General features: G+C 71.3%; 18 protein-coding genes. 13 read left to right on the forward strand and 5 right to left on the reverse strand.

Annotated features, from left to right (window positions below):
• Window positions 1-17 precede the first annotated feature (17 nt).
• From HUN59_RS11370 to HUN59_RS11390, 5 genes are all read left to right on the forward strand, one after another.
• Window positions 18-950 (forward strand): proteasome assembly chaperone family protein, encoded by a 933-nt coding sequence (locus HUN59_RS11370; protein ID WP_174778405.1) that lies wholly within the window; start codon window positions 18-20, stop codon window positions 948-950.
• A 197-nt stretch (window positions 951-1,147) separates the two neighbouring features.
• The gene (locus HUN59_RS11375) at window positions 1,148-2,473 is read left to right on the forward strand and encodes an MFS transporter (RefSeq protein ID WP_174778406.1); all 1,326 of its coding nucleotides are present in this window, start codon (window positions 1,148-1,150) and stop codon (window positions 2,471-2,473) included.
• A 192-nt stretch (window positions 2,474-2,665) separates the two neighbouring features.
• Window positions 2,666-3,964 carry an RNA polymerase sigma factor gene (locus tag HUN59_RS11380; protein ID WP_174778407.1) on the forward strand — a complete coding sequence of 433 codons (1,299 nt, stop codon included), beginning with the start codon at window positions 2,666-2,668 and terminating at the stop codon, window positions 3,962-3,964.
• A 4-nt stretch (window positions 3,965-3,968) separates the two neighbouring features.
• Entirely contained in the window at window positions 3,969-5,228 is a 1,260-nt protein-coding gene (locus HUN59_RS11385; protein ID WP_174778408.1) for a MurT ligase domain-containing protein, read from the forward strand.
• Window positions 5,225-5,998 (forward strand): hypothetical protein, encoded by a 774-nt coding sequence (locus HUN59_RS11390; protein ID WP_174778409.1) that lies wholly within the window; start codon window positions 5,225-5,227, stop codon window positions 5,996-5,998. Before HUN59_RS11385 ends, HUN59_RS11390 begins: the two co-directional genes overlap by 4 nt.
• Window positions 5,999-6,072: 74 nt before the next feature.
• On the opposite strand, the gene HUN59_RS11395 is transcribed toward HUN59_RS11390, so the two are convergent.
• The gene (locus tag HUN59_RS11395; protein WP_058742508.1) at window positions 6,073-6,297 is read right to left on the reverse strand and encodes a DUF7455 domain-containing protein; all 225 of its coding nucleotides are present in this window, start codon (window positions 6,295-6,297) and stop codon (window positions 6,073-6,075) included.
• Window positions 6,298-6,476: 179 nt separating this feature from the next.
• On the opposite strand from HUN59_RS11395, the gene HUN59_RS11400 reads away from it, so the two are divergent.
• Complete coding sequence (locus tag HUN59_RS11400; RefSeq protein ID WP_174778410.1) at window positions 6,477-8,594, forward strand: DNA gyrase/topoisomerase IV subunit B; 2,118 nt, start codon at window positions 6,477-6,479, stop codon at window positions 8,592-8,594.
• A gap of 220 nt (window positions 8,595-8,814) precedes the next feature.
• Here the strand turns inward: HUN59_RS11400 and HUN59_RS11405 are convergent, their stop codons facing one another.
• Window positions 8,815-11,301, reverse strand: a complete 2,487-nt coding sequence (locus HUN59_RS11405) for a DNA gyrase/topoisomerase IV subunit A (RefSeq protein ID WP_174778411.1) — start codon at window positions 11,299-11,301, stop codon at window positions 8,815-8,817.
• A 25-nt stretch (window positions 11,302-11,326) separates the two neighbouring features.
• Here HUN59_RS11405 and HUN59_RS11410 point away from each other — a divergent pair, with 25 nt between their 5' ends.
• On the forward strand, window positions 11,327-12,478 hold the full coding sequence (locus tag HUN59_RS11410) for an alkaline phosphatase family protein (protein WP_217483542.1): 1,152 nt from the start codon (window positions 11,327-11,329) through the stop codon (window positions 12,476-12,478).
• Between the two features lie 18 nt (window positions 12,479-12,496).
• Here the strand turns inward: HUN59_RS11410 and sepH are convergent, their stop codons facing one another.
• A complete protein-coding gene (gene sepH, locus HUN59_RS11415) occupies window positions 12,497-13,510 on the reverse strand; it encodes a septation protein SepH (RefSeq protein WP_174778413.1) in 1,014 nt (337 codons plus the stop codon).
• Window positions 13,511-13,791: 281 nt separating this feature from the next.
• Here sepH and HUN59_RS11420 point away from each other — a divergent pair, with 281 nt between their 5' ends.
• The gene (locus HUN59_RS11420) at window positions 13,792-14,091 is read left to right on the forward strand and encodes a DUF4193 domain-containing protein (RefSeq protein WP_031272446.1); all 300 of its coding nucleotides are present in this window, start codon (window positions 13,792-13,794) and stop codon (window positions 14,089-14,091) included.
• A gap of 163 nt (window positions 14,092-14,254) precedes the next feature.
• Here HUN59_RS11420 and HUN59_RS11425 read toward each other — a convergent pair whose 3' ends face one another.
• A complete protein-coding gene (locus tag HUN59_RS11425) occupies window positions 14,255-14,686 on the reverse strand; it encodes a DUF3093 domain-containing protein (RefSeq protein ID WP_058742503.1) in 432 nt (143 codons plus the stop codon).
• Window positions 14,687-14,751: 65 nt separating this feature from the next.
• Here HUN59_RS11425 and dut point away from each other — a divergent pair, with 65 nt between their 5' ends.
• The 5 genes from dut to dxs all read left to right on the forward strand — a co-directional run bounded on the left by dut (window position 14,752) and on the right by dxs (window position 21,863).
• Window positions 14,752-15,243, forward strand: a complete 492-nt coding sequence (dut, locus tag HUN59_RS11430) for a dUTP diphosphatase (RefSeq protein WP_174778414.1) — start codon at window positions 14,752-14,754, stop codon at window positions 15,241-15,243.
• Window positions 15,240-15,962 carry a DUF3710 domain-containing protein gene (locus HUN59_RS11435; protein ID WP_174778415.1) on the forward strand — a complete coding sequence of 241 codons (723 nt, stop codon included), beginning with the start codon at window positions 15,240-15,242 and terminating at the stop codon, window positions 15,960-15,962. Before dut ends, HUN59_RS11435 begins: the two co-directional genes overlap by 4 nt.
• Before the next feature lie 38 nt (window positions 15,963-16,000).
• Window positions 16,001-16,804: a DUF3159 domain-containing protein gene (locus HUN59_RS11440; RefSeq protein WP_174778416.1), complete on the forward strand. Its 804-nt coding sequence runs from the start codon at window positions 16,001-16,003 to the stop codon at window positions 16,802-16,804.
• 128 nt (window positions 16,805-16,932) lie between these two features.
• On the forward strand, window positions 16,933-19,788 hold the full coding sequence (locus HUN59_RS11445) for an aconitate hydratase (RefSeq protein ID WP_174778417.1): 2,856 nt from the start codon (window positions 16,933-16,935) through the stop codon (window positions 19,786-19,788).
• 140 nt (window positions 19,789-19,928) lie between these two features.
• A complete protein-coding gene (gene dxs, locus HUN59_RS11450) occupies window positions 19,929-21,863 on the forward strand; it encodes a 1-deoxy-D-xylulose-5-phosphate synthase (RefSeq protein WP_174778418.1) in 1,935 nt (644 codons plus the stop codon).
• A gap of 133 nt (window positions 21,864-21,996) precedes the next feature.
• Here the strand turns inward: dxs and HUN59_RS11455 are convergent, their stop codons facing one another.
• The gene (locus HUN59_RS11455; RefSeq protein ID WP_174778419.1) at window positions 21,997-24,135 is read right to left on the reverse strand and encodes a 3-hydroxyacyl-CoA dehydrogenase NAD-binding domain-containing protein; all 2,139 of its coding nucleotides are present in this window, start codon (window positions 24,133-24,135) and stop codon (window positions 21,997-21,999) included.

Consider the following 24,135-nt stretch of genomic DNA (forward strand, 5'->3'; position numbering starts at 1 on the left):
CGGGGGTCCCGCCTAGCATGGGGACGGTGAACCACCCCGAGGACCTGTACACCGTCGCCGCGGCCGCTCCGACCGTCCCGGCGGGACTGCACCTCGTCGCCGGACTGACCGGGTTCGTCGACGCCGGCGGCGCCGTCGCGCAGGTCGCGTCCTCGATCCTCGACGGTCTCGAGCACGAGCTCGTCGCGGAGTTCGACCCGGACGCGCTCCTCGACTGGCGCGCCCGACGACCGGTGATCACCTTCGAGCAGGACCACATCACGGCGATCGACCCGCCGCGGCTCGCGCTGCACCTGGTCCGCGACGAGCTCGGGCAGCCGTTCCTCTTCCTCACGGGCTACGAGCCCGACTTCCAGTGGAACCGCTTCGTCCGAGCGGTGACCGAACTGGCCGACCGCCTGCAGGTCGCCGACACCACGTGGCTGCAGTCCATCCCGATGCCCGTCCCGCACACGCGCCCGATCAGCCTCACGGTGTCGGGCACCCGCAAGGACCTCGTCGAGCAGATGAGCGTCTGGAAGCCCGAGACCCAGGCGCCGGCGAACGTGCTGCACCTGGTCGAGCACCGCCTCGCCGAGTCCGGCGCGCAGGTCACCGGACTCGTCCTGCTCGTGCCGCACTACCTGGGCGACACCGAGTTCCCGGACGCCGCGGTCGCCGGCCTGTCGGCCGTCTCGGCCGCGACCGGGCTCATCTTCGCCACCGACGCGCTCCGCGAGTCCGGTCGCGAGTTCCTCGCCCGCGTCGACGAGCAGGTCGCCGGCAACGCCGAGCTGCAGCGGCTCGTCGCCGTGCTCGAGGAGCGGCACGACACCTACATGGAGGGCAACCCCGTCGCGTCGCCGCTGACGAACGTCGACGGCGAGGTCCCGACCGCGGACGCGATCGCGGCCGAGCTCGAGCGCTTCCTGGCGGACCGCCGCTCCGAGGGTGACGCCGCATCTGACTGACACCGTCGACCGACGGAGCGTTCGACCGACGTAGCGTCCGCGCCACACCGCGACGCTCCGCCGCGCGCACCGCCGGCGCGGCGGCGCGCGACCAGGTCGTGACGGGACGGACGGGAGGCTCCTCCACAGCCCGCCCCGCGCCTCCCGTCCTCCACGACGCGTGTCGGGCAGTGCCGCGCCGTCGCTAGCCTGGAGCGGTGAACTCCCGTCGTGCCTTCCTCGTGTGGGGCGTCGCGGTGCTCGCCTACGTCCTCGCCGTCGTGCAGCGCTCGTCGCTCGGCGTGTCGGGCGTCGACGCGCAGGACCGCTTCGCCGTCTCCGCCGCGGTCCTGTCGACGCTCGCGGTCGTGCAGATCGCGGTCTACGCCGGCCTGCAGATCCCCGTGGGCATCGCGCTGGACCGCGTCGGCCCCCGCAAGCTCGTGCTGCTCGGCGCCGCGCTCCTCGTCGTGGGGCAGGCCGTCGTCGCGTTCTCGCCGACGATCGTTCCGGCGATCGCGGGCCGGGTGCTCGTCGGAGCGGGAGACGCCATGACCTTCATCTCCGTGATCCGCCTCGTGCCGATGTGGTTCAGCGGGCGGATCCTGCCGCAGATCTCGCAGTGGACCGGCAACCTCGGGCAGGTCGGCCAGATCCTGTCGGCGTTCCCCTTCGCCGTCCTCCTCCACACCGCCGGCTGGACCCCGGCGTTCGGTGTGGCCGCAGCGGCGAGCCTGGTCGGACTGCTCCTGGCGGTGGTCTTCGTCCGGAACGGCCCGGTCCCGGTGCGCACCGACACCATCCCGTTGCCGCTCCCGCACTCGTGGCGCGGCGCGTTCCACACCTTCGGCCACGCCCTCCGTCGCCCGGGCACCCAGCTCGGCTTCTGGTCGCACTACGTGACGCAGTCGTCCGGCACGGTGTTCTCGCTGCTCTGGGGCGTCCCGATGCTCCGCGGGCTCGGCTACACCCCGTCCGAGGCCGCGACGTTCCTGACGGTGATCGTCGTCGTGGGCTTCGTCGCCGGACCGGTCCTCGGGGTGCTGTGCGCCCGGTTCCCGCTCCGCCGGTCGAACCTCGTGCTCGGCATCGTCGCCGCGCTCGCCCTGGTCTGGACGGCCGTGCTCCTGTGGCCCGGGCACCCGCCGACCTGGCTGCTCGTCCTGCTCGTCGTCGCGATGGGGGTCGGCGGTCCCGGCTCGCTCATCGGCTTCGACTTCGCGCGCAGCTTCAACCCCGTCGGCTCCCTCGGCTCCGCGAACGGGGTCGTCAACGTCGGCGGCTTCCTCGCGGCCTTCGTGATGATGTTCCTCATCGGCACGCTCCTCGACGTCGTGTCGGGTGCGACCGGGCGGACGGTGTTCGCGTGGGAGAACTTCCGGATCGCGCTCACCGTGCAGTACGTCGTGGTGGGGATCGGAGTCGGCATGCTCCTGCACGCCCGTCGCCGCACCCGCCGGGAGATGCACGCCCAGGACGGAATACGGGTCGGGCCCCTCTGGGTTGCACTGGTTGCACGCCTGCGGAAGAAGGCCGTGCAATAATGAAGGTCGGACCCATCAGGTCCCCTCGCCTCCGCGCAGCTCCCGCGCTGCGCAGAAGTCGGGGGACTTGACATGGGTCCTCGTGCTGCCCGGAACGGTAGGACCTGACGACGCGCACGACCGCGGCGCAGGCCCTGGGTGGCGAGGGAGGCCACGACCCCACGAACGTGGCACGACGAGAGAGGTGATCGCATGGCTGCCCGGAGCACGACGATCGATCCCACGAAGGACACCGAGCCCGAGGGCGTCACGGCGGACGACGCCGCGGACGCCGAGGCCGAGGGGACGGCCGCGCCGAAGAAGCGCGCCACCACGGCGAAGAAGGCCCCCGCGAAGAAGGCCGCACCGAAGAAGACCGCCGGCCGCGCGAAGAAGAAGGCCGACGACGACGAGGACGTCGAGGACGAGGGCGTCGATCCGACGGACGAGGTCACCGACGACACCGAGACGGACGAGCCGGAGGGCGACGCAGAGGACAAGACCGCGAAGCCGGACGCCGCCGCTGCCGTGGCCGCGGGTGCGCTCGTCATCTCGCAGTCCGACGACGACGAGGCCCCGGTCTACTCGACCACCATCACGGGTGCCACCGCCGACCCGGTGAAGGACTACCTCAAGCAGATCGGCAAGGTCGCCCTGCTCAACGCCGAGCAGGAGGTCGAGCTCGCGATGCGCATCGAGGCCGGCCTGTTCGCCGAGGACAAGCTGCAGCACACCACCGGCCTGTCCAAGCCCGAGGAGCGCGAGCTCCGCTGGGTGGCCCGTGACGGCCAGCGCGCGAAGAGCCACCTGCTCGGCGCGAACCTCCGCCTGGTCGTCTCGCTCGCCAAGCGTTACACCGGCCGCGGCATGCAGTTCCTGGACCTCATCCAGGAGGGCAACCTGGGCCTGATCCGTGCGGTCGAGAAGTTCGACTACACCAAGGGCTTCAAGTTCTCGACGTACGCCACTTGGTGGATCCGTCAGGCGATCACCCGCGCGATGGCCGACCAGGCCCGCACCATCCGCATCCCGGTGCACATGGTCGAGGTCATCAACAAGCTGGCCCGCGTGCAGCGCCAGATGCTGCAGGACCTCGGGCGCGAGCCCACCCCGGAAGAGCTCGCCCGCGAGCTCGACATGACCCCGGAGAAGGTCGTCGAGGTCCAGAAGTACGGCCGCGAGCCGATCTCGCTGCACACGCCCCTGGGCGAGGACGGCGACTCGGAGTTCGGTGACCTCATCGAGGACACCGAGGCGGTCGTCCCGGCGGACGCGGTCGGGTTCACGATGCTGCAGAAGCAGCTCGAGAGCCTGCTCGACTCCCTCTCCGAGCGCGAGGCCGGCGTCATCCGCATGCGCTTCGGCCTGGGTGACGGTCAGCCGAAGACCCTCGACCAGATCGGTGACACGTTCGGCGTGACGCGTGAGCGCATCCGTCAGATCGAGTCCAAGACGATGGCGAAGCTCCGTCACCCGTCCCGTTCGCAGTCGCTCCGCGACTACCTCGAGTAGGCCGATGCGCTTCCTCATCCCGATCCTGGTCGGGCGGATCCTCCGCGCCCTCGCCCGTGCGCGGGGCGGCGGGTCCGCCTACCCGGGCTACATCGTCCTGAAGCTCGTGCCGGACTTCCTGCAGCACGTCACGAAGCAGTTCCCGAACGGCATCGTCTTCGTGCTCGGCTCGAACGGCAAGTCCACGACGACGCACATGATCTCGGACATCGTCCGGGCGCACGGGCTCCGCGTGTTCACGAACCCGTCCGGCGCGAACCTGCCGCAGGGCATCGCCTCCGCGCTCCTGTCCGAGGTGTCGCTGGCCGGCCGGCTGAAGGCCGACATCGGCATCCTCGAGGTCGACGAGGCGTTCGCGGTCGAGCTCGCCGGCATCCTGTCGCCGTCCACGGTGACGATGCTCAACGTCCAGGTCGACCAGCTCTACCGGTTCTTCGAGACCGAGCGCGTCGCGACGATGATGCTCGACACGGCGGCGCTGGCGTCCGCGAACGTCGTCACCAACCGTGACGACCAGTTCCTCGACGCCTACGCGGCGCGGACCGGGCAGCGGGTGCTGCGCTTCGGCGCGAGCACCGAGGTGGTCGCCGCCGCTCCGAACGGCCTGCAGAACGCCGATGACTTCGACCGGACCGACGGCGAGCCGAACCCGGCCGAGTCCGAGGTCGTCGCGAACACCGGCGACGGTGCGACGATCCGCTTCGAGGGCACCGACATCCCGGTGCGCCTGCCCGCGCGTGGCCTGCACTACGCGGTCGACGCGGCCGCAGCGACCGCGACGGCCAGTGCCGCGCTCGGAGCGCAGTTCCGCCCGGACGCGGTGACGAAGGCGTTCGGCACGATGAAGCCCGCGTACGGCCGTGGCGAACGCCTGCCGATCGCCGGGGAGTCCGCCGAGTTCACGATGTTCAAGAACGCCGCGAGCCTGCAGCTCAACCTCGACGCCCTGCCCGCGCACCCGGAACAGGTGCTCATGGCGATCGACGAGGGCACGCCGGACATCTCCTGGATCTACGACATCGACTTCTCGAACCTCGACCACGTCGACGTCGTGTCCGGCGACAAGGCGTGGCAGATCGCGATCGCGCTCGAGCACGCCGGGGTCCGCATCGGCCGGGTCGAGCCCGACGTCGAGGCCGCGATCAAGCTCATGCAGGGCCTCGGTGCGACGACGAGCGGCACGAAGAACTTCATCGTCAACTACGAGATCATGATGATCGCCCGCAAGGCCCTCGGCCACGGCGACATGGAGAAGACGGCATGACCGCCGACCGGTTGACCATCCTGCACGTGTACCCGCGCCAGATGGGCGTCTCGGGTGACCGAGGCAACGTCGCGGCGCTCGTGCGTCGAGCCGCGGCCGCCGGCCTGGACACCGAGGTCGTCGAGTACGCCCCGGGCGGTGCCCTGCCCACGGCGGCGGACGTCGTCGTGGTCGGCAACGGCCCGCTGAGCGCCATGCGGTCGCTCGGCGCGGACGTCGCACGCATCGGCGCCCCGCTCCGTGACCTCGCCGGGTCCGGCGTCCCGGTCGTCGCCGTCGGCGGTGGCTTCGACCTCGCGACGAACGAGGTGGTCCCGACCGAGGGCGCTTCGGTGGCCGGCTTCGGCGTCTTCGACGCCCGCGCGGTCCGCGGCGCGGAGCGGCGCGTCAACTACTTCGTGCTCGAGACGCGCTACCCGCTGCTCGGCGGGGCCGCGACCCGCATCGCGGGGTTCGAGGACCACGCGACCCGCATCGAGCTCGCCGCGGGGGTGACGCCCTTCGCGGACGTCGTCTCGGGCGGCGGCAACCAGGCCGGATCGCCGGTCGAGGGCGCGATCGTCGGGACGTCGTTCGGCACGCACACCCAGGGGCCGATCTTGCCCCTCAACCCTCAGCTGACCGACGCCGTGCTCGCTGCCGCGACTGCCCGCGTCGGACGGGAGTACACGCCGGACGCGGCGCGGACCGAGACGGTCGACCGGTACGCGCGCGAAGCGCGCGCGACCATCGACCGCTACGTCGACAAGGCGTTCAAGCGCATCGCCTGAGCGGCGACCAGACGACGGACGGGAGGCGCGGTGCCAGCTGGCACCGCGCCTCCCGTCTGCTGTGTGGTCGGCTGCTACTTCGACTCGTAGAGCCGGCTGCTCTCGTCGTGCCACTCGATCGCGGTGGCCGCGAGCTTGTCCTTGAACTCTGCGCCGTGGTGCGCGCAGAAGTACAGCTCGCCGCTCGCCATGGTGGCGCGGATGTAGGCCTGCGCTCCGCAGCTGTCGCAACGGTCCACCGCGGTGAGCTGGTGGCTGGTGGTCTCGTCGATGGAGAGGTCGTGCACGGTCTGGGTCATTGCTGTGCTCCTCACGGATCGCAGGTGGTGCCGGTTGGTCCACCTATTTGAACACGCGGTGGCTGGGAGTCGTGCACCGCGCGCACGCGGTTTCGCTCACCGCGGACCGGATGTCCCCAGTCCGAGGCGCGCCGCCCGCCCGAGCCGAGGGTGTCGGCGCCCGTCGGTACGATCGGGAGGTGAGCTCCGACTACTCCGCGCGCCATCTCTCCGTCCTCGAGGGGCTCGAGGCGGTCCGGAAGCGACCGGGCATGTACATCGGGTCGACGGACTCCCGCGGCCTCATGCACTGCCTGTGGGAGATCATCGACAACTCGGTCGACGAAGCCCTCGCCGGGCACGGCGACGAGATCGGCGTCGTGCTGCACGCCGACGGATCGGTCGAGGTCCGGGACACCGCGCGCGGCATCCCCGTGGACGTCGAACCGAAGACCGGTCTGACCGGGGTCGAGGTCGTGTTCACGAAGCTGCACGCCGGCGGCAAGTTCGGATCGGGGTCGTACGCGGCTTCCGGTGGTCTGCACGGTGTCGGTGCCTCGGTCGTCAACGCCCTGTCCGAGCGACTCGACGTCGAGGTCGACCGCGGCGGCAAGACGTACGCCATGTCCTTCCACCGTGGCGAGCCGGGCACCTTCGCGGGCGACGGCCCGGACGCGCCGTTCGCACCGTTCACCTCGGGCAGCGAGCTCCGCGTGGTCGGCAAGGTCAAGCGTGGGGTCACCGGCTCGCGCATCCGGTACTGGGCGGACCGACAGATCTTCACGCCCGACGCGAAGTTCAGCACGCCCGACCTGGTGAGCCGTGCACGCCAGACCGCGTTCCTCGTCCCCGGGCTCGGCATCACGATCACCGACGAGCGCGCCGCGTCGATCGAGGCCGCCGTCGCGCGGGCCGAGGCGACGGGCACGACCGTCGCCGCCGGTCCGGTGGTGGAGCGCTTCCGGTACGAGGGCGGCATCAGTGAGTTCGTCGAGCACCTCGCGGTCGACACGGCCGTGACGGACGTCTGGCGCATCCAGGGCACGGGGACCTTCACCGAGACCGTCCCGATGCTCGACGACAAGGGCCACATGGTGTCCACCTCGGTCGAGCGCGCGTGCGAGGTAGACATCGCGCTCCGGTGGGGCAGCGGCTACGAGACCGTCGAGCGCAGCTTCGTGAACATCATCGCGACGCCGAAGGGCGGGACGCACCTGACCGGCTTCGAGTCCGGGCTCGTGAAGGCCGTGCGCACCCAGGTCGAGGCCAATGCGCGCAAGCTCAAGGTCGGTCAGGACAAGCTCGAGAAGGACGACGTGCTGGCGGGCCTGACGGCCGTGCTGACCGTCCGCCTGCCGGAACCGCAGTTCGAGGGCCAGACGAAGGAGGTCCTCGGCACCCCGGCGGTGCGGAAGATCGTCGACCAGGTCGTCGCGAAGCGCCTGACCGAGATCCTCACCTCGACGCAGCGGACCGAGAAGGCGCAGGCGGCGACCCTGCTCGAGAAGGTCGTCGCCGAGATGAAGACCCGCATCTCCGCCCGCGCGCACAAGGAGACCCAGCGCCGGAAGAACGCGCTCGAGAACTCCTCGCTGCCGACGAAGCTCGCCGACTGCCGCAAGCAGGACGCCGAGGGCACCGAGCTGTTCATCGTCGAGGGCGACTCCGCGCTCGGCACCGCCAAGCTCGCCCGGAACAGCGAGTACCAGGCGCTGCTGCCGATCCGGGGCAAGATCCTCAACGTGCAGAAGGCGTCCGTGTCGGACATGTTGTCGAACGCCGAGTGCGCCTCGATCATCCAGGTCATCGGCGCCGGGTCCGGCCGCTCGTTCGAGATCGACCAGGCCCGCTACGGCAAGGTCATCATCATGTCGGACGCCGACGTCGACGGCGCGCACATCCGCACGCTGCTGCTGACGCTGTTCTTCCGCTACATGCGGCCGATGATCGAGCAGGGCCGGGTGTTCGCCGCCGTGCCGCCGCTGCACCGGGTCGTCGTGGTGAACCGCGGCAAGCCGAACGACACGCTCTACACGTACTCCGAGGCCGAGCTGCAGGCCGTGCTGAAGAAGCTCGCGAAGCAGGGCAAGAAGTACCAGGAGCCGATCCAGCGGTACAAGGGCCTGGGGGAGATGGACGCGGACCAGCTCGCCGAGACGACGATGGACCGCACGCACCGGACGCTGCGTCGCGTGAACGTCACCGATGCCGAGGGCGCCGCGAAGGTCTTCGAGCTGCTGATGGGCAACGACGTGGCCCCGCGCAAGGAGTTCATCCTCGCGGGTGAGGGCCTGGACCGCGACCGTATCGACGCGTAGCGCGCGCCGGCGCGGAGCGCGCGGAGCGCGCGCGGGGGCGCTGGCGCGCCTCTGCGACTTCACGCGCTGAGCGACATCTCACGCGGCGCGAAGGCCGTGAGGTGTCGCTCAGCGCGTGAACTCAGCGCGGCAGCGCGGCGGCGCGGCAGCGCGGCGGCGCGGCAGCGCGGCAGTGCGGCAGTGCGGCGCAGCCCGGCGGCGCAGCGCGCGCCGCGCCCGCCTACGCCTCGCCCGCGGTCCCGTCGAGCGCCGCGGCGCTCCCGCCGATCGTCGCGATGACGGCCTCGAGCGGCGCGCCCGACCCGTCCCGCTTCGACAGCCAGTCCGGCAGTGTCCGCGCGGCACCGTCCGACCCCACGGCGTGCGGCGGCGCGATGCCCGCCCACGCCACGGTCAGCCCGTCCTCGCCCTTCAGGAACGCGTGCGCTCGGACACCCTGGGTGGCACGGCCCTTCGCCGGGAACTCCGAGAACGCGGACACCTTCGCGCGACCGGCGTCGGTGCCGGGCAGCGCGCCCGACGCGGTGGACACGGTCGCGACCACGGCGTCGTCGGAGCGCGGGACGGAGCCGAACCAGATCACCGTCGCACCGTCGGCGAGGGACACCCCGGCGACACCGCCGGCCGGCAGCCCCTGGGGGCGGACCCCGGCGGCCGGGAAGCGCAGCAGCTGCGCGTTCGACGTGATGAACACGAGGTCGTCCGACTCGGGCGCCTGCGCCGCACCGACCACGGCGTCCTTCGGCTTGAGCCCGATCGCGACGAACTCGTCCTTGTCCGGCCACGCTCCGGTGGCCACGCGCTTGACGATGCCCTGCGCGGTGCCGATCGCGAGCGAGTCGGACGCACCCGGGGACAGGTCGACGAGGGCGAGGACGGTCTCGGTGCGGGCGATGCCGAGGTACTCGGCGACACGGACCCCGGCGTCGAGCCGCACCGAGGCGGGCGGCACGGCGGGCACGTCGACGGGCGAGAACCGCAGCACGCGGCCGGTCGAGGTGAGCGCCCCGACCTGTCCGCGGACCGTCGACACCACGGTGGAGCGGACGGCGTCGTGCTTCGAGCGCTTCGGCACCCGCACGATCCCGAGGTCGGTCTCCGGGATGTCCACCCGGACGAGTCGACCGGTCGTCGAGAGCAGCACCCGGCACGGCGCGTCCGCGATCTGCAGCGACTCCGGGTCCACCGCGGCCTTGCGTCCGCCGCGGACGGGAGCGTCGGCCTCGGTGAGGAGCGTGCGGCGGGGGGTGGCGAACCGGTCGGACACCTCGGTGAGCTCGACTGCGACCTGGGCGCGGAGCCGGTCGTCGGACGCGAGGAGTTCCTCGAGCGCGGCGATGTCGGCGAGCAGCTGGTCGCGCTCGCCCTCGAGCTCGAGGCGCGAGAACTTCGTCAGACGACGGAGCCGGAGCTCGAGGATGTACTCGGCCTGCACCTCGGACAGGTCGAAGACGTCCTGCAGCCGCGTCCGTGCGGCCTCGGAGTCGTCGGAGGAGCGGATGACCTCGATGACCTCGTCGATGTCGAGGATCGCGATGAGCAGGCCCTCGACGAGGTGCAGTCGCTCGCGCCGGCGGGCCAGTCGGTACTCCGAGCGCCGCGTGACCACGGCGATGCGGTGCCGCACGTAGACGTCGAGCAGCTCGCGGAGGCCCAGGGTGCGCGGCGACCCGTCGACGAGCGCGACGTTGTTGATGCCGAAGCCGTCCTCGAGCGGGGTGTGCTTGTAGAGCTGCTCGAGCACGGCCGTCGGGTTGAAGCCGGACTTGATGCCGATGACGAGCCGCAGCCCGTGGTTCCGGTCGGTCAGGTCGTTGACGTCGGAGATGCCGACGAGTTTCTTCGCCTGGACGCCGTCCTTGATCTTCTCGATCACGCGCTCGGGGCCGACCAGGTACGGCAGCTCCGTGACGACGAGCCCGGCCTTCCGCGGCGTGAGGTTCTCGACGCTGACCTTCGCCCGGGTGCGGAACGATCCGCGGCCGGTGGCGTAGGCGTCCCGCACGCCGGAGAGCCCGACGATCGTGCCGCCGGAGGGCAGGTCGGGCCCCGGCACGAACTCCATCAGCTCGTCGAGCGTGGCGTCCGGGTGGAGCAGCAGGTGCTTGGCCGCCTCGACGACCTCGCCCAGGTTGTGCGGCGCCATGTTCGTCGCCATGCCGACCGCGATGCCCGCGGCACCGTTGACGAGCAGGTTCGGGAAGGCCGCGGGGAGCACGGCCGGCTGCATGATCTGGTTGTCGTAGTTCGGGACGAAGTCGACGACGTCCTCGTTCAGGCCCTCGGTCATCGCCATCGAGGGTTCGGCGAGCCGAGCCTCGGTGTACCGCGCCGCGGCCGGGCCGTCGTCGAGCGAGCCGAAGTTGCCGTGGCCGTCGACGAGCGGCACGCGCATCGTGAACGGCTGCGCCAGACGGACGAGCGCGTCGTAGATCGCGCCGTCGCCGTGCGGGTGGAGCTTCCCCATGACCTCGCCCGTCACACGGGCGCTCTTGACGTGGCCGCGGTCCGGACGCAGGCCCATCTCGGCCATCTGGTACAGGATGCGGCGCTGGACCGGCTTCAGTCCGTCGCGCGCGTCCGGCAGGGCCCGCGAGTAGATGACGGAGTACGCGTACTCGAGGAACGAACCCTGCATCTCCTCGGAGACGTCGACGTCCTCGATGCGCTCACCGTCGGGCAGGCCGACTGCTTCCGTGCGTGCCATGGGACCTTTCTGGGAGGATCGTGGGGTGCCCCCAAGCGTACCGAGCGCCCCCGACGCCACCGCGAACCTCGCCGACGTGCTGCCGAGTTGCCTCGTCGCGCTCGGCGCTGCGGACGACACGTGGTTGCGCACCACCGGACGGGAGGCACGGATCGCCCTCCGTCCCGCCCGTTCCGCGGTCGTGGTGCTGGTCGACGGACTGGGCGCGGGCGCGCTGGCCGCGCGCGCCGGGCACGCCCGGTGGCTCGCCGGGACGAAGAAGCGGTTGCGGAGCGGGTTCCCGACGACCACGGCCGCGGCGCTGAGCACCCTGACGACCGGACGACCGCCGGGCGTGCACGGGGTCGTCGGCTACAGCGGGTGGAACCCCGACACCGGGCAGGTGATGAACCTGCTGAGCGGGTGGGACGACGTCGTCCCCGCGGACTGGTTCCTCGCGAGCACGGTGTTCAGGGAGGCCCCGGCGCTCGGCGTCGACCCCGTGGTGGTCGGTCCGACGCGGTACCGGACCTCGGGGATGACCGCGAACGTCCTCGGTGGTGCCCGGTACGTCGCCGCCGACACCATCCCGCAGCGCGTCGATGCGGCCCTGGCCGAGACCGCGACCGGGCGGTCGCTCGTGTACCTCTACGTCCCCGAGCTCGACTCGATCGGCCACAAGCACGGGTGGGAGTCCGACCGGTGGACGGCCGCGCTCGAGCTGCTCGACGGGGAGCTCGCCCGGCTCGAGTCCCGCGGTGCGCCGGACGTCGGGCTGCTCGTGACCGCCGACCACGGGGTGCTCGACGTGCCACCGGAGGCGAACATCCCGATGGACCCGGAGCTCCTGCGCGACGTCGTGGGCGTGGCCGGGGACCCGCGCTGCCGCCAGCTGACCGTCGCACCGGGGACCGACGTGCCCGCGCTCGTCGAGGCCTGGCGGTCCCGCTACGGCAAGAAGGCGTACGTGGCGAGCCGGACCGAGGCCGTCGCGGCCGGGTGGTTCGGGACGACCGACGACCGGGTGCTCCCGCGCATCGGGGACGTGGTCGTCGTCGCGCGCGGGTCGTGGGCGTTCAACGACGACCGCGAGGTCGGCCCGCGGGAGACGCCGAAGCGCATGATCGGGCAGCACGGCGCGATGACGGACGAGGAGACCTTCGTCCCGCTCCGGCTCGGTGGTGCGTTCCGCGCCTGACGGCGCAGGACGGTCCGATCAGGCCGGGTCCTCCGGGCGGGTGCCGAAGACGATCTCGTCCCAGCTCGGCATCGAGCGGCGGCTGCGCTTCTTGCGCTCGGGACGGCTCTCGGCCTCGGGGGCCGACGCGGGACGGGCGTCCTCGCGCTCCGGTGCGGACGCGGGCGTCGCGTCGAAGCCGGCGAGCGGGATGTCGACGACGCTGATCGAGGTGCCGCGCGGCTCGTCGCGCTGTTCCCCGAACGTCGCGGCCTCGCGCTCGCCCCGGCGGCGACGCAGGGCCTCGAGCAGGTCGGCGGTCTCGTTCCCGGGGGAGCGCTCCTCGGCCACCGCGACACCGATGCGGGGGAGCGGCGCCCGTAGCGGACGCTCCTGGACCTCGGGGTTCGTGAGGTCCTCGTCGGGCTGCTCGACGCGGAACGCGCCGGAGTCGAAGCGGGTGCCGTCGGTGTCCTGGTGGTCGTTCTCGACGGCACGGAGGCGCGGCGCGATGCCCTCGTCCTCGGTGTGCGACAGACGGTGCGCGTCGCCGTTGTCCGGCGTGAGCGTCGAGGTCTTCGGGTCGAAGAGCCACTGCGCGTCGTGCTCGACCTCGGCGGCGGTGTAGCGGACGCGGACGACCCAGCCCTGCTCGACGTGCTTCCACGACGCCCAGTGGACCGCGGTCGCTTCGCCGGACTCGAGCTTGGCGGTGATCGCCTCGCCGAAGGTGTCCGGCGCGTCGGTGTCGACGGGGGTGACCGGGACGCGGCGGGCGGCGTCGAGGACGAAGGCGCGCTCGGCGAGCACGGGACCCTCGAAGCGGCGGACGTACTCGACGTCGACGTCGAGCGCCGACGCGACGTCGGCCGCATCGGCGCCGCCGCGGATCCGGGCCTGCACGTCCTTCGGGGACACGCGCTTCTGCGGACCGGCCTCGGGGTTCGCCTGACGGACCTGCCCCGGCAGCGACGAGGTGACCGGCAACCGGAACTCGGTGCCGCCGTCGGTCGCGAGCAGGAGTGCCCCGGACTCGACTCCGATGACTCTCACGTCTTGCATGTTCCGCCTCCCGAGCGTTCGTACGGTCGTGCGCGTACCCGAGGAGTATGCAGCCGGCCGGGGTCGATCGCGGGGAGGCGCACGGGCGCGCCGCGGGATGCACGGGACGGGTGGCGGGTCCGTCCGTGGCACGCGGGAATGTCCGGGTCCGGCGCCGGGTTGCACGGCCTGACGATCCCGCACCGCGTTCGGTTTGCGCTCTGCCGGGTCGTGGTGCAAACTGTCGCCGCCGATCACCGGCGACGACCTCTCGATACGAGAAATGGATGGGCATGGCCACCGATTACGACGCCCCCAGGAAGACCGACGACTCCTCCGACTCGGAGTCGATCGAAGCCCTGAAGGAGCGCGTTCCCGACAAGATGTCGGGGGTCGTCGACGATGATTCGGACAACCCCGGCAGCTTCGAGCTCGCCGGACAGGACCTCAGCGACGTCGACCTCGACGTCGTCGTGCTGCCGCCGCAGGTCGACGAGTTCACCTGTGTCGAGTGCTTCCTCGTGAAGCACCGCTCGCAGCTCGACCACGAGTCGAAGCTCGGCCCGGTCTGCGCGGAGTGCGCCGCGCTCTGAGCAGCACACCGCGTCGAGCGACGCGGAACGGCCCGCCTCCCCTCGGGGAGGCGGGCCGTTCCGCACGTCCGGGCAGTCCGCATGGTCGACCACGCGAGCGCAGGCGGACGTGACCGGCGGGCGGACGCGCTCCGTGCCTCCAGGCCGGGTCGGCGGTGACCGCCTACGAGCGCAACGCCGCGACGACCGCCGACGGGTTCCGCACGCTGACCAGCCAGTACGGGGTGGGGTCCGCCGGGTCCGCGACCTCGACGCGCACGACCCCGCGCACGTACCCGCGGAAGAGCGTCCACGCGCGGGCGTCGAGCTTCGGTCCGCGCTGGGTGGTGGCCTCGGCGCCCTCGAAGCCGGCGACCTCGCCGACGAGGGTCCGCGGCAGGTGCGCCTTGCCCGCACGGAACTCGGTCTCGGTGACCTCGACGGTCGGGGCGAGCGCCCAGAGCAGCACGACGATCCCGACGTACATGCCGATCGCGACCAGCACGCCGGCGAGGACGCTGATCGGCAGGAAGACGAGGAGGCTCGCGGGGATGACGAGCGCCGTCGCCAGGTAGAGGGCGGGCGGCGCCCAGAGACGTTCGCGGTACAGGGTCACGGGACCATTCGACCACGAACCGGGGCAGGTCACGGAACGGTCACGGTCTGCACTACCCTCGTCACGTGACCGAACCAGTCGACGTCCTCTGGACCGGGGAGCACGCTCCCGGGTACGCCCACCCCGGCGACGCCGGTGCCGACCTCGTCTCGACCGAGGCGTTCGTGCTCCGTCCCGGCGAGCGACGCCTCGTGGGCACCGGGCTGCGGATCGCACTGCCCGAGGGGTACGCGGCGTTCGTGGTGCCCCGGAGTGGGCTCGCGGCGAAGCACGGCATCACGATCGTGAACGCGCCGGGCACCGTCGACGCGGGCTACCGCGGGGAGATCAAGGTCGCACTCCTCAACACCGACCAGGCCGAGCCCTACGAGGTGCACGCGGGCGACCGCATCGCCCAGCTGATCGTCATGCCGGTGCCCCGGGTGGTCTTCACACAGGTGGACGAGCTCCCCGAGAGCCGCCGCGGTGAGGGCGGGTTCGGCTCCTCGGGCTACGGTGACCGGAGCGGTGTCGCGCGCGACGCCGCCGTCGACATCCAGGAAGGGACGGGCGCATGAAGTTCGGCCGACGCAAGCGTGACGAGGTCGAGGTGGCGGAGGCCGTCGCCGAGGACGCAGAGGTCGCGGGGACGACGCCGGAGGTCGAGCTCGCAGCCGACGCCGACGCGGACCTCGACGAGGTGGACGCGGTCGCGCCCACCGACAAGTCCGCCCCGGACGACCGTGCCGCCAACGGGCCGCACGACGAGACCGAGGCGAACCTGGTCCGTCCGTACGTCGACCTCGGTGGCGTGAAGGTCCTGCCGCGCGAGGGGCTGCACCTGCGGCTCGAGGTCGAGGAGGGCTCGCAGCGTGTCGTCGCCGTCGGGCTCGACTACGACGAGTCGACGCTGCAGGTCCAGCCGTTCGCCGCGCCGCGGTCCACCGGGCTCTGGCACGAGATCCGCGCGCAGATCGCCGAGCAGATCGAGCGTCAGGGCGGCACGGTGCATGAAGTGGACGGCCCGTTCGGCCCCGAGCTCCGCGCCCTCGTGCCGGTGGTCACGGACGGCTCGGGCGGCACCGACGGCGCGCGCCCGGCCCGCTTCGTCGGCGTCGACGGCCCGCGGTGGTTCCTGCGCGGCGTGATCGCCGGCAAGGCCGCCGAGCGTCCAGAGGACGCCGCCGAGATCGAGGAGCTGTTCCGCAGCGTCGTCGTGGTGCGCGGCACCACGCCGATGCCGCCGCGCGACCTCATCCCGCTGCACATGCCGAAGTCGACGCAGTCGGCCGTCTGACCGGCACGCCCAGACTCGAGACACGGCCAGGAGGCACGGTGCCGGACCGCGACGAGACCAACCGACCGCAGACGGGGGCGCCCGGCACCGATCCGTCCGGTACGGCGTCGTCCGGCGACGGGCCGGGTGTCGCTCCGGACCAGCCGAGCTTCTCCGAGCAGTTCCGCGCGGCGGTGCAGAACGCCGGGATCGCCCGGGTCGCCCCGGGCGAGACACCGTCCGGCCGCGACCTGCTCGGTGCCGTCGGCGGCGTCCGCGGCCTCGCCGAGTCGATCCTGCCCGGGCTCGCGTTCCTGGTGGTCTACACGATCACGAAGGAGCTCGTCCCGAGCGTCGTGATCCCGGTGGTCGTCGGGCTGGTCTTCGTGGTGCTCCGGCTGGTGCAGCGGCAGTCGGTGACGATGTCCTTCGCGGGCATCCTCGGCGTCGCGGTGTCGGCCGGGTTGGCACTGCTGACCGGCCGCGCCGAGACGAACTTCATCCCCGGCATCGTCATCAACGCCGTCTGGCTGGTCGGACTCCTCGTCACGCTGGCCGTGCGCTGGCCGCTCATCGGCGTCGTCGTCGGCTTCCTGTTGCCCGCGAACGAGGACGGCTCGCACGTCGACTGGCGCGCCGACCCCGCGAAGCGCCGGGTGCTCACGGTCGCCACGTGGATCTGGGTCGGGCTGTTCGCGGTGCGCCTGGCGGTCGAGGTGCCGCTGTACCTGACGGCGCAGGTCGAACTGCTCGCGGGCCTCAAGCTGATCCTCGGCGTGCCGCTCTACGCCGCCGTGCTCTGGGTCACGTGGCTGCTCGTCCGCACGGTGTTCACGCGACGGGACGACCCCGCCGCGGTGTAGAGTTGTCTCGACATCGAGACAGTTTGCCGGGGGCGCAGCAGCGCCGCCGGGTTTAGGTTTGCCTTGCTGGTGGGACGTTCCGCGGCCCGCGAAGATGGGGGCACACCGATCAGTAGGGAGGCGGCACAGTGGCTGCAGTCAACAGCTTCGGCTCGAAGGACACACTGTCGGTTGGGGGTGTCGACTACGCGATCCACCGGATCGACAAGGTGCCGGGGCACGAGAAGCTCCCGTACAGCCTGAAGGTGCTGCTCGAGAACCTGCTCCGCACCGAGGACGGTGCGAACGTGACCGAGGAGCAGATCCGCGCCCTCGGTTCGTGGCGGCCCGACGCCGAGCCGGACACCGAGATCCAGTTCTCGCCGGCCCGTGTGGTCATGCAGGACTTCACGGGTGTGCCGTGCATCGTCGACCTCGCCACCATGCGCGAGGCGATGGCTCAGATCGGCGGCGACCCGAACAAGATCAACCCGCTGTCGCCGGCCGAGATGGTCATCGACCACTCCGTCGTCGCCGACCTGTTCGGCCGCGAGGACGCGCTGCAGCGCAACACCGACCTGGAGTACGAGCGGAACGGGGAGCGCTACCAGTTCCTCCGCTGGGGCCAGACCGCGTTCGAGGACTTCAAGGTCGTCCCGCCGGGGACCGGCATCGTCCACCAGGTCAACATCGAGTACCTGGCCAAGGTCACGTACACGCGCGAGTTCGACGGCGAGCTCTACGCGTACCCGGACACGCTCGTCGGCACCGACTCGCACACCACGATGGTGAACGGCCTCGGCGTGCTCGGCTGGGGCGTCGGCGGCATCGAGGCCGAGGCGGCGATGCTCGGCCAGCCCGTCTCGATGCTCATCCCCAAGGTCGTCGGCTTCAAGCTGTCCGGCTCGATCCCGGCCGGCGTCACCGCGACCGACGTGGTGCTCACCATCACGCAGGAGCTCCGCAAGCACGGCGTGGTCGGCAAGTTCGTCGAGTTCTACGGCGAGGGCGTCTCCGAGGTCCCGCTCGCGAACCGCGCCACCATCGGCAACATGAGCCCCGAGTTCGGCTCGACCGCCGCGATCTTCCCGGTCGACGCCGTCACGCTCGACTACCTGCGCCTGACGGGCCGGTCGGAGGACCAGATCGCCCTCGTCGAGGCGTACGCCAAGGCCCAGGGCCTGTGGCACGACCCGTCGGTGGAGCCCGTGTACTCCGAGTACATGGAGCTCGACCTGTCGACGGTCGTCCCGTCGATCTCCGGCCCGAAGCGCCCGCAGGACCGCATCGAGCTCTCGAAGGCCAAGGACCAGTTCGAGGTCGACCTCGCGAACTACGCGAGCATCGACCACTCCGAGGCGGACAAGGCCGTCGCCGACACCTTCCCGGCGTCCGACCCGGTCGCCGCGGCCCCTGGTGACGAGCACGCCGTCGACGACCTGCAGGACGCGCAGCCGTCCGAGGTCCCGGTGCACGCCTCGAGCGCACCCGGGACGGTCTCGAAGCCGACCTCGGTCACCGTGGGCGACGGCGACGCGTTCACGATCGACCACGGCGCCGTCGCGATCGCCGCGATCACGTCCTGCACGAACACGTCGAACCCGTCGGTCATGATGGCCGCCGGCATCCTCGCGCGGAACGCCGCGAAGAAGGGCCTCAAGGCCAAGCCGTGGGTGAAGACCACCCTCGCGCCGGGCTCGAAGGTCGTCACCGACTACTACGAGAAGGCCGGGCTGACCAGCTACCTCGAGGACCTCGGCTTCTACACGGTCGGCTACGGCTGCACCACCTGCATCGGCAACTCGGGCCCGCTGCCCGAGGAGATCTCGCAGGCCGTGCAGGACAACGACCTCGCCGTCACCGCGGTGCTCTCGGGCAACCGCAACTTCGAGGGTCGCATCAACCCCGACGTGAAGATGAACTACCTCGCGTCGCCGCCGCTCGTCATCGCCTACGCGCTGGCCGGCTCGATGCACTTCGACTTCGACACCGACGCCCTGGGTCAGGACCAGGACGGCAACGACGTGTTCCTCAAGGACATCTGGCCCGACGCGGGCGAGGTCCAGCAGGTCATCGACACGTCGATCGACACGGAGATGTTCACCCACGAGTACGGCTCCGTGTTCGAGGGCGACGACCGCTGGAAGAACCTGCCGACCCCGACGGGCGACACCTTCGAGTGGGACACCGAGTCCACCTACGTCCGGAAGCCCCCGTACTTCGAGGGCATGACGATGCAGCCCGACGCGGTCTCGGACATCTCGGGCGCCCGCGTGCTCGCGAAGCTCGGTGACTCGGTCACGACGGACCACATCTCGCCTGCTGGGTCGATCAAGGCGGACAGCCCGGCGGGCAAGTACCTCGCCGAGCACGGTGTCGACCGCAAGGACTTCAACTCCTACGGCTCGCGTCGCGGCAACCACGAGGTGATGATCCGCGGCACGTTCGCGAACATCCGACTGCGCAACCAGCTGCTGGCGGACGCGAACGACGGCGCGGGCGTCGAAGGCGGGTACACCCGTGACTTCACGACGGCCGACGGCGAGCAGTCGTTCATCTACGACGCCTCGCAGCACTACCAAGAGCAGGGCATCCCGCTCGTCATCTTCGGTGGCAAGGAGTACGGCTCGGGCTCGTCGCGCGACTGGGCGGCCAAGGGCACGAACCTGCTCGGCGTCAAGGCGGTCATGACCGAGAGCTTCGAGCGGATCCACCGCTCGAACCTGATCGGCATGGGCGTCGTCCCGCTGCAGTTCCCGGCCGGCGAGTCCGCCGAGTCCCTGGGCCTCGACGGCACCGAGGTCGTCTCGATCTCCGGGCTGACCGAGCTCAACGAGGGTCGGACGCCCAAGACGGTGCACGTCACCGCGACGCCGAGCGAGCACTCGCCCGCCGGCAAGGAGCCCGTGGAGTTCGACGCGGTCGTCCGCATCGACACCCCCGGTGAGGCCGACTACTACCGCAACGGCGGCATCCTGCAGTACGTGCTCCGCTCGCTCGTGTGAGCACGGCGCGCGACGCGCGCACCGGTCGCTGACGCGACCACCTGACGGACTGGAGGCCCGTGGCGACACCGCCACGGGCCTCCAGTCCGTCGTCCGGTCCCGCGGATAGTGTGGTGACCTGCCCCACGAAAGGAGCGCTCGTGAGCCTGCTCAGCAGCATCTCGTCGCCGCGCGACCTCAAGCGTCTGTCCGACGCGCAGATGACGGAGCTCGCCGCCGAGATCCGTCGCTTCCTCGTCGCCGAGGTCGCGAAGACCGGCGGGCACCTGGGGCCGAACCTCGGGGTGGTGGAGCTCACGCTGGCGATGCACCGCGTGTTCGACTCGCCGCACGACCCGTTCGTGTTCGACACCGGGCACCAGTCGTACGTGCACAAGCTCGTCACGGGTCGACAGGACTTCTCGCGCCTCCGGGAGCGCGGCGGCCTCGCCGGGTACCCGCAGCGCAGCGAGTCCGAGCACGACATCGTCGAGTCGTCGCACGCGTCGTCGTCCCTGTCGTGGGCGGACGGCATCTCGCGGGCCTTCCAGCAGACCGGCCAGGACGACCGCACGGTGGTCGCCGTCGTCGGGGACGGCGCGCTCACGGGCGGCATGACGTGGGAGGCCCTCAACAACATCTCGGACGCGAACGACCGCCGCATGGTGATCGTCGTGAACGACAACGGCCGGTCCTACGCGCCGACGATCGGCGGGATGGCGCGGTTCCTCAGCTCGGTGCGCACGCGCCGTGAGTACCGTGCGCTGTTCGAGAAGTCGCAGGCGGTCGCGTCGCGCTTCGGTGCACCCGGTCGGGCCTTCTACCGCGGGGTGCGCGGCGGCCTGCACGGCTTCCTGTCGCGGTTCACGAACAACGAGGCGCTCTACTCGAACCTCGACATCAAGTACATCGGTCCGGTGAACGGGCACGACCAGCGCGCGATGGAGGCGGCGCTCCGGCAGGCCAAGGCCTACGGAGCGCCGACGATCGTGCACGCCATCACCGAGAAGGGGTACGGCTTCGAGCCGGCGCTCCGCGACCAGGCGGACCAGTTCCACGCGGTCGGGCACATCGACCCGGAGACGGGGGAGTCGCTCGACGTGTCGTCGGGGCCCTCGTGGACGTCGGTCTTCGCGTCCGAACTGGCGTCGGTCGGCGCCGCGGACGAGCGGATCGTCGCGATCACCGCCGCCATGCTGCGCCCCACCGGACTCCACCTGTTCCAGGAGCAGCACCCCGAGCGGGTGATCGACGTCGGCATCGCGGAGCAGCACGCCGTGACCACCGCCGCCGGGCTCGCGTTCGGCGGGCTCCACCCCGTGGTCGCGCTCTACGCGACGTTCCTCAACCGGGCGTTCGACCAGGTGCTCATGGACGTGGCACTGCACCGCGCCGGGGTGACGTTCGTCCTCGATCGCGCGGGCATCACCGGTCCGGACGGTCCCTCGCACCACGGCATGTGGGACCTCGCGCTCCTGCAGGTCGTGCCGGGAATCCGGATCGCCGCACCGCGCGATGCGGTCACGCTGCGCGAGGAGTTCCGCGAGGCCGTCGCCGTCGACGACGCCCCCACCGTGCTGCGCTGGTCGAAGGGCTCCGTCGGACCGGACCTGCCGGCGCTCCGTCGTCTGTCCGACGGGGTCGACGTCCTCCGGGACCCGACCGACGGGCAGGAGCCGGACGTGCTGTTCGTGGCGGTCGGCTCGATGGTGCCGGTGGCGCTCGACGCCGCGGCCCTGCTCGAGGCGCAGGGCATCGGTGCGACGGTCGTCGACCCGCGGTGGGTCGTGCCGATCCCCGCATCGCTGGTCGACCTGGCCCGCGAGCACCGGCTGGTCATCACGATCGAGGACGGCGTCCGGGTCGGGGGCGTCGGGACACGGCTGCGACAGGACCTGCGGGCGGCCGGGGTCGACACCGGCGTGAACGAGCTCGGGCTACCGGACGCGTTCATCGACCACGCGTCGCGGTCGCAGATCCTGGCCGACGTCGGGCTGACCGCGCAGGCGATCGCGCGGGACGTCATCGACCAGGTCGTCGGTACGAAGCTGCCCCAGGCGAAGCCGGCGCGCACGCGGGAGTCCGCGGAGCGCTGAGCGCGTGGTTCGCGCGGTGCGGTGGCGGGCCCGCGCTCGTTCGTCGCGCCGTTGAACCACGGAACCGACATCGAACCAGGACGAGTGCCTGGTTCGATGACGGTTCCGTGGTTCGATCGACCGGTGGGTCCGGCTAGCGCGAGGCGGGCCCGACGATCGCCGGGTCGTGGAACGTGCCGCCGAAGACGCGCTCGGACGCTCCGGACCGGTCGAGGTACGGGCTGATGCCGCCGGCCTGGAACGGGTAGCCCGCACCGAGGATCAGGCCGAGGTCGATCTCCTCGACGTGCTCGACCACCCCGTCCTGCAGCATGCGGTGCACCTCGTCGGCCAGTGCGTCCTCGAACCGCTGCTGCATGGTCGCGGCGTCGACCGGCTGGGCGTCCTTCTTCGCGGGCGCGACGAGCTTCACGGCAGCGGGGTCGTACCCGGTGACGGCGCCCTTCTTGTCACGGGTCAGGATCGCGCCGTGCTCCGCGATGCGCTTCAGCCCGTCGCCTGGGTAGAACCGCTCCGGCCACGCGGCGTGGTGCGAGTCGAGCACGTGCGCGCCGACCGGCAGCCCGACGAGCTCGAGCAGCTCGAACGGCGACATCGGCAGACCGAGCGGTGCCGCACCCTCGGCGACGGTCGCGAAGGGCGTGCCCTCCTCGACGCCGCGCATGGCCTCGCCGAGGACCCGGGCGAGCACCCGGTTCACGACGAAGCCGGGCTGGTCGGCGGTGATGATCGCGGTCTTCTTGAGGGTCTTCGCGACCGCCAGGGCCGTCGCGAGCGTCTCGTCCGAGGTCTGCTCGGTGCGGACGACCTCGAGGAGCGGCATCACGGCGACGGGGTTGAAGAAGTGGAAGCCGACGAGCCGCGACGGGTCGGACAGCACCGAGCCCATCTCGGACACCGACAGCGACGACGTGTTCGTGGCGAGGATCGCGTCGGGTGCGATGACCTGCTCGATCTTCCGGAACACGTCCTGCTTGACCGACATCTCCTCGAAGACGGCCTCGATCACCCAGTCGGCGTCCGCGAACGCGTCGTAGGACACCGAGCCCGAGACGAGCGCCTTGATGCGGTTCGCGTCGTCGGGGGAGACGCGCTTCTTGGCGAGGAGCTCGTCGACCGAGGACCGGATGCGCTCGACACCGGCGTCCACACGCGCCTGGTCGACGTCCGTGATCACCACGGGAACGCCGAGGCGGCGCGCGAACAGGAGCGCGAACTGCGACGCCATGAGTCCGGCGCCGAGGACGCCGACCTTCGTTATCTTCTTCGCCTCGACGTCCGTCGGGGCTCCGACGGGACGCTTCGCCCGCTTCTGGACGAGGTCGAACGCGTACATCGACGCGGCGAACTGGTCACCGGCGAGCAGGTCGGCGAGGGCGTCGTCCTCGCCCGCGAAGCGCTCGTCCAGGCTCCCGCTCTTCGCGGCCGCCACGAGGTCGAGCGCGCGGAACGGCGACTTCGGCACCGTGCCGATCTTGGATGCGACCTGGCCCCGTGCGACCTTGACGACGGTGCCCCACGCGGCCTTCTCGAGCATGCCGGGCTCGTTCTTCCGGACGACCTTGGTGCGGCCGGAGACGACGCCGTCGGCCCACGCGACCGCGGACGGCAGGAAGGTGACCGACGGGATGAGCGCGTCGCCGATGCCGATCTCGACCGCGGCCGGGCCGTCCATCAGGCGGTTGTTCTTGAGCGGGTTCTCGACGATGACGCGGAGTGCCTTCTCGGGCCCGATCAGGCGGGGGAGCAGCGTCGCGCCGCCCCAGCCGGGGATGATCCCGAGGAACACCTCGGGCAGGCCGATGCCCTGCGCTGCGGACGAGAACACCCGGTACGTGCAGTGCAGGGCGACCTCGAGGCCGCCGCCGAGGGCGATGCCGTTCACGAACGCGAACGACGGGACGCCCAGCTCGCTGAACATGCGGAGCGTTGCGTGCCCGAGCACGCCGAGCTCGTGCGCGACCTCGCGGGAGGGCAGCGCCGCGGCCTGCGACAGGTCGGCGCCGGCCGCGAAGCAGTACTCCTTGCCGGTGATCGCGACGGCCTGGACCTCGCCCTTCGCGGCTGCGTCACGCAGGGTGTCGAGCACGTCGGACAGCTCGCGCATGGTCCGCGGTCCGAGGGTCGAGGGGCGCTTGTGGTCCTTGCCGTTGTCGAGCGTGATGAGCGCGAGTGTGCCGCCGGAGGGCATCGCCACGTGCTTGACGTACGAGTGGGTGACGACCTCGTCCGCGCTGAGTTCGGTCAGCTGGTCGATCGGGGTGGTGGTCAT

This window comes from Curtobacterium sp. Csp2 (assembly GCF_013347165.1).